This is a genomic window from Spirochaetales bacterium, from assembly GCA_016930085.1.
Classification (GTDB): Bacteria; Spirochaetota; Spirochaetia; order SZUA-6; family JAFGRV01; genus JAFGHO01.
The window spans coordinates 36,911-42,940 of the sequence record JAFGHO010000098.1 but is presented as its reverse complement, the minus strand read 5'-3'; the positions used below and the strand labels follow the sequence as shown (position 1 = coordinate 42,940).

6 protein-coding genes are annotated in these 6,030 nt (G+C 45.0%); 5 read left to right on the top strand and 1 reads right to left on the bottom strand.

Going from position 1 to position 6,030, the window contains the following annotated elements:
* The 4 genes from JW881_16700 to JW881_16685 all read left to right on the top strand — a co-directional run.
* Nucleotides 1-379: hypothetical protein (locus JW881_16700; protein ID MBN1699161.1), on the top strand; the 379-nt coding region annotated here is incomplete at its 5' end.
* Nucleotides 380-519: 140 nt separating this feature from the next.
* Nucleotides 520-1,653: a hypothetical protein gene (locus JW881_16695; GenBank protein MBN1699160.1), complete on the top strand. Its 1,134-nt coding sequence runs from the start codon at nucleotides 520-522 to the stop codon at nucleotides 1,651-1,653.
* 163 nt (nucleotides 1,654-1,816) lie between these two features.
* Nucleotides 1,817-3,316, top strand: a complete 1,500-nt coding sequence (locus JW881_16690) for a SpoIIE family protein phosphatase (protein ID MBN1699159.1) — start codon at nucleotides 1,817-1,819, stop codon at nucleotides 3,314-3,316.
* Nucleotides 3,317-3,341: 25 nt separating this feature from the next.
* Complete coding sequence (locus JW881_16685; GenBank protein MBN1699158.1) at nucleotides 3,342-4,952, top strand: tetratricopeptide repeat protein; 1,611 nt, start codon at nucleotides 3,342-3,344, stop codon at nucleotides 4,950-4,952.
* A gap of 11 nt (nucleotides 4,953-4,963) precedes the next feature.
* Here the strand turns inward: JW881_16685 and JW881_16680 are convergent, their stop codons facing one another.
* Nucleotides 4,964-5,257: an STAS domain-containing protein gene (locus tag JW881_16680; protein ID MBN1699157.1), complete on the bottom strand. Its 294-nt coding sequence runs from the start codon at nucleotides 5,255-5,257 to the stop codon at nucleotides 4,964-4,966.
* Nucleotides 5,258-5,422: 165 nt separating this feature from the next.
* Here JW881_16680 and JW881_16675 point away from each other — a divergent pair, with 165 nt between their 5' ends.
* Nucleotides 5,423-6,019, top strand: coding sequence for a DUF402 domain-containing protein (locus tag JW881_16675; GenBank protein ID MBN1699156.1), 597 nt, complete (start codon nucleotides 5,423-5,425; stop codon nucleotides 6,017-6,019).
* Nucleotides 6,020-6,030 lie beyond the last annotated feature (11 nt).

Below are 6,030 nucleotides of genomic sequence, written 5' to 3'. Positions count from 1 at the left end.
CTCGGCAGTGGGTTCCGCAGTCGGGATTGGTGTTTCGGTCGGTTCCGCCGTCGGTTCGGCAGTAGGTTCCGAAGTCGGCTCGGCAGTAGGCTCAGCGGTCGGTTCGGCAGTGGGCTCGGCGGTCGGCTCTACGGTGGGTTCGGCAGTGGGCTCGGCGGTTGGTTCCACGGTTGCCTCGGCAGTCGGTTCTGCCGTCGTATCCGGAGTCGGTGCCTCAACCGGGGCGGTCGGCGCCGTTGACGTATCGCCCTCCTGTTCGTCAAGCACACCCCACAGACCGGGATCGCGGCATGTCACAAATGATATGAGTGAAATGATGACAAATAAACAAAAAACAGTCTTTTTCTTCATTGCTTTTATTTCATATCACATATTTTAAAACGCTTTTTACGCTTGATTAATTCTTTTACGCTTCCGCTTTGCTTCTGTTTATAATATAACATCAAAAAATGCGATTGTCAATTTCTTTGTTTCTATTTTTCACTTCCCTTTTTTACCGCTTTTCTGGTATAATAAACCATGAAACATACCGTGGCCGCCTGTTTTTTTCTTGTCGTATCCGTGTTTCCCCTCTTCTCTTCCGAAGAAGGGCTGCGGATTGCGGGAGATATCGAGGCGTCTCCCATGGTCTATGATCCTGTTTACGCTATCATCGGTCTGACCCTGAGAACATCCTGCATGGTCGGTTACATGTCGGGTTCATACACGGCGGGTGTCGAAGGGGCGTTCGATTATTCCTTCTTCGAAGGAGAGGTCGAAAGCGGCGGTTCTGTGGGCGGAAACTGGACGACATTACGGGTGTTGTTCGACCAGTACTTCGAACCGGATTCCTTCTACTCGATAAAATGGGGTACGGGATTTATCTGGCTCAACAATTCCCTCGAGACATCCGGTACCGGGTCCGAAACCCTGGATTGTTACGGTATTACCTTTCAATTCCACCTCAAGATTATACCGCCCTGGGATTTCATCGATATCGAAACAATCCATCGAATCGATCTTCTCTATTCGTTTAATGACCGGGGCGGGATAACGTCCATGGCCCCGCATTATTACGGCGGACTCAGAATCAACGCCCACCCCGGCCTGCCGTGGCTTACCGTCTATCTCGATTCCTATATTAAGTACTGGAGTTATTCCGGCGGCACACAGGATATCGATACCGGTATCGTGAACGCTGGAATCGGCGTCGCCTTCGATCTGCCCCTTGGCGGATCGCAAACCGAACAAACCGTTGTTCACGAAGGCGGAATCGAAACCGCTGCGGTCAATGAAGAAACGACCCCGCCCGCTCTGCTGCCTCTCAAAAACGGGAAAAAGGGGGATAAAATCCATATTCATAATATCCGGTTCAAGACAAATACCGACACCCTCATGGCAGAATCGATCCCGGTTCTGGAAGATATTATAAAAATTCTGGAAGAAAACCCTCACCTTGCCGTCTCCATATCGGCTTACACGGAATACATGGAAAATCCCGCCGAAGAATACAAATTATATACAAGCAGAGCGAAACGAATAAAGGATTTTTTTGTCGAGAGGGGTATCGGCGAACACCGATTAAAAATCAGTTCTATCGGCCAGATCGTTCTTTCGAATGAAGATAAATCCCCGACGGTCGTGTTCGAGATTATCGATAACGGGACACGGTAGCCCATTATTTTGGAAAAACCGATTGACCTCTTTATCGGTGTGTTATATCGTATTATAACGTGAAAACTTCCATAATTAGCGTAATAATTAAAAAATGGGTATTAATGTCCGGCTTTTTTCTGTCGATTCAGAAAGAAGGGGCTCATAAAAGGGTTCCTGTAATATGAGAAGTATAAGTCTAAAATTAAGCATACTCTACATTTTCCTTGCCATCGTCAACATCTCATTTTTTACCATCATCATATTCGAAAATCAGATTGACCTTATCACCGAAACCTCGAAATATCAGACACAGGAGTTCGCCAATACCATCTATTCCCAGATAGAATCGCTCCGTTGGGAGATCCTTCGAAGCGAGGAGGTTCTCACGGAAGACCGTGTTCTGGATAACATTATGGAAATTTGCGATAATATGCTTTCAGACTATATAATTTTTACGGAAACGGGAAGAATCCTCCACCAATCACGCAGCGATGTTACCCTTGACCAATCCAATATGATCGACGCGCAAAAGGCGCTCGCTAAAAAGGAGTTTATGGGACAGCTTTATTATTCGCGAATAGAAGAAGAAAAATACGAAATTCTTTTCTATATTCCTTTATATCTGGGCATTCAATATATCGAGGAACCGATACTTCTCTTCAAGCTCGAAATGAAAGATATTAAAAAACGGCTCAACACCCTCTACTCTCTCGTTATTCTTATCATCGTAACGATAGCGGTCTTTCATTTCCTTTTTGGTATTTTTCTCAACAGGATTATTATCGCACCGATAAAAACCTTGTCGAAAAAAAGCGAGGAAATATCAAACGGGAATCTGGCCGCGCGAGTATCGCTGAAAAGCCGGGATGAAATCGGCCGGCTTGGTCTGGCATTCAACACAATGGCGGATTCCATTCAGGATACCATTACAAAACTCGATGAACAAAACAAACAAATGCGATTCGAACTTGTCATGGCGAATGCGGTGCAAAAGTCCATCTACCCCAATCTGCGCCAGACTAAATATTTTGATATTGCGGTATATCATCAGCCTTATATGGAAGTCAGCGGGGATTACCATAATATTATCCCCCTCGGAAAAGATAAATACGGCGTTCTTGTCGCCGATGTTTCGGGGCATGGTGTGGCCGCGGCGCTGATTACAATGGTAATCAAAGACAAGTTTGTCGAGATAGCCCCCAAATACGCGGATCCGTCACAGCTTTTGACACGGATCAACCTCCTTTTCAAGGATCTCATGATCGAGTTCGAGAAATATTTTACCGCATTTTATTTCATCATCGACAGGAACAAGCAGGCGATATTTTCGAACGCCGCCCATCCGAAGGGCTATCTCCTCAGGTCTGGAAAAGTCTATCCCCTGACGACAAAAGGGGCCCTTATCGGTATGTCGCATGTTATCGAAAATGCATTTAATTCGAGGAGTATTGAAATTTACCCCGGAGATAGGATATTATTATATACGGATGGTATTATCGATTCGGTCAATTCGAAAGACGAAGATTATGGATTCGAGCGGTTGTTGCGGGCGGCACTGAGAAATGTTCATCTTCCATGCACCATGATGTTGAAAAATATCATCGCCGATTTCGAAGCGTTCCGGGACAATGCCGTACACACCGATGATGAGACCCTCATTATCATCGAACTAAAGGAGTAACGATAACCGGGAGTATCGATATACATTGATCGCTTTTTTTAAAAACAACAAATTTATTATTATCATCATCCTTTCGACGATCGTCATTATCGGGGGCATGTTTGTTCTCAACGAGGTCGTTGTCTCGATCAGAATGCATGAACTCAGGGTGTTTTTACGGGAAATCAACAAGGAAACCATGGAAATGGATGAACTCGGCATGGTGACAAAGTTTAAACTCCATAGAGGACTCTACGAAAACAGGATTGATGAAAACGAGTTGAGCATTGAAGAAATGAATATCGCCTACCTTATTACGGCATCGGAAGAACCCGAAGGATTTACGCTTTCACGCTACAGGGAAATAGCCGGGCCGATTCTCTATATCATCAACTTTCTGAGGATGTTCATACAAAAACCCCCGATTCAGTATGTCGCCGGTCCCGTGGAAAACATGGATCTGGCGATCGCATATTACTATGAACGCAGCAAATATTACCGGAAAGCCCTGGAAAAGTATGATGCGATACTCGCGCGGCAGAACATCGACGAAAGTGAGCTTCATATCGTCCTCCTTCACCAGGGATATTGTCTTTCCATTCTCGGTGAATACGAAGAGGCAAAAGAAAAATACCTGACGATAATCAGGAATTTTGAGAATGAGGCTGTGGCGATCACCGCCGCAATGCTGTTCCGGTATTTGGAGGAGATAATGGCGGAGGTAAAGCGCGTCAAGGAATCCGATGAAAGCCCTCTCCTGAAATCGGAAAAGCTGTATAAACTGATCGCTTTCGAAGAGGCAATCGACATACTCGACAAGGTAACGACAGAGGACAAGACGAGTTCTGAAAAAGTGGAATATCTCAAGGCCAGGTGTTATGAAGAATCGGGAAGGAAAGAGGAATCGGTAAAATTATATCAATCGATCATCCAGGATAATCATGAATCGGAAACCGCCAAGCTGGCAAACAGAAGAATCCTCGCGGTATCGGTATCGGAGGAAGAATCGGAAAAGCTGAGAGAATTGTCGATCAAGAACAACGCGTTGATCGGGGACGACTCGTTCGGCGACCTCCTCGATACGGCCGCGCGCATCTCGGAATATACGGAAAATGAACTGCAGGAAATATCGGAAACGCAAACCGGCACAACGGACCTACCGGAAGCGACCGAGATTGTCACGGCTGTGAGTATACAGCAGACACCGGAGCCGGATCTTGAGAAAAGCGATGTTGAAGCGGAGGAAAAATCCTTCGGGCAGTTTATCGAGGATTCGATCAAGATCATTGATACTGAAATCGAAAAAAAGGAAGAGGAGATCTCGAAAAAGGAAACAGAGGTAAGAACACCGGTACCGACGGCCGGACCGACACCGAAAAAACCGAGTGTGACAATGAACCCCGAGGAAGAAAAAAGGCCGTTTACCCGTTCGGTCAGGGACGCAGACGGCGATGTCGTACGAATCGAGTATTACAACGCAAGCGGGACGATCACCGGCATCAAACACAAAGATGCCGAAGGCAGGACGTACAAGGTGGAACAATACGATGAAAAAGGAAGCCTGTCGGGCTATTTTATCTATGAGTTTGACGAAAACGGCAATCCCGAAAAGGTCTATGCCTACGACTCAGACGGCAATCTTCTTTCAAGCGAATGAGAAGTCCCCTGTTAATCGACGACTTTGAACAGCTTCTCAAAGAGTGTATCCTGAAAAACCTTCCCGATTGTTTCCTTTATCGATTTGAGCGTTAAGGATCTTCCCGTCTTTTTCAACTGGTTTTTCAAGATAATAAGCATGCAGATTCCGGAGGAATCGATGGTTTTGGCTTCCGACATATCCAAAACAACCGATTTTACGTCATCGGTGAGGGATGCGAGTATTTCATTCTTGATACTTTTTTCGTTATAAATGTCAATGGCACCATTGATGACAAATGTGACTTCATTACCATTTTTATCCATCCGCACGGGAATTGCGTCCGCCATATCACGTATATGATAAGACAAATTATAAATATCTGCAAGTCTCCTTTTCAATTATTTTTTAAAAAGTGGACCATTCATCTAAAAAAACCCGGCTTAATTCACACGACACGAATATTTTGGTATATTTAAAGAAGGGTAATCATGAATACCAGATACTTTTTATACAAACTTCACTTTCCCGCCCGGGTTCGTGTTTCCGAATTCGGTGAAGAATCGATACGCTATTCGGATGAAACTGTTCTTGTCTATGATTTCGCCTGTTACTCCCTTGTTCTCAGACATTTTGTTTTTTACGACAAATGGTTCGATATCCACTGTTTTCTTTCAAGCCACGGATCACTCAGAACCCTTCCGGGACCGATCGATTTCTGTTTCGTCTGTGATATAAGCACCCCCGTCTTCAAGGTTAAAAATAAATTCTACAATATCGATTTGGCATATGATATTCTGGTCGGCTCGGACGGCAAAACCCATCTGATCAAGGATGAAGATGACTTTTTACGTGCGCTTACAAGGCACTGGATAACCGAAGATGAAAAAGAGGGGGCCCTGAAAGGGCTTTCGGAGATGACCTCAATCATTAATAATGAAGGAATAACCAGCTATTGTAATGCCATTGTTCCTTTTAACGGACATGCCAAAGGTCCGGAATCGCATAAATTTTATCACCTGCCGCTGAATGATGTCGCCGTTCTCAAAAAGGACCGGCGGCAAAAATACATTTTCGGAAAAGGATAATTCGGGTCTGC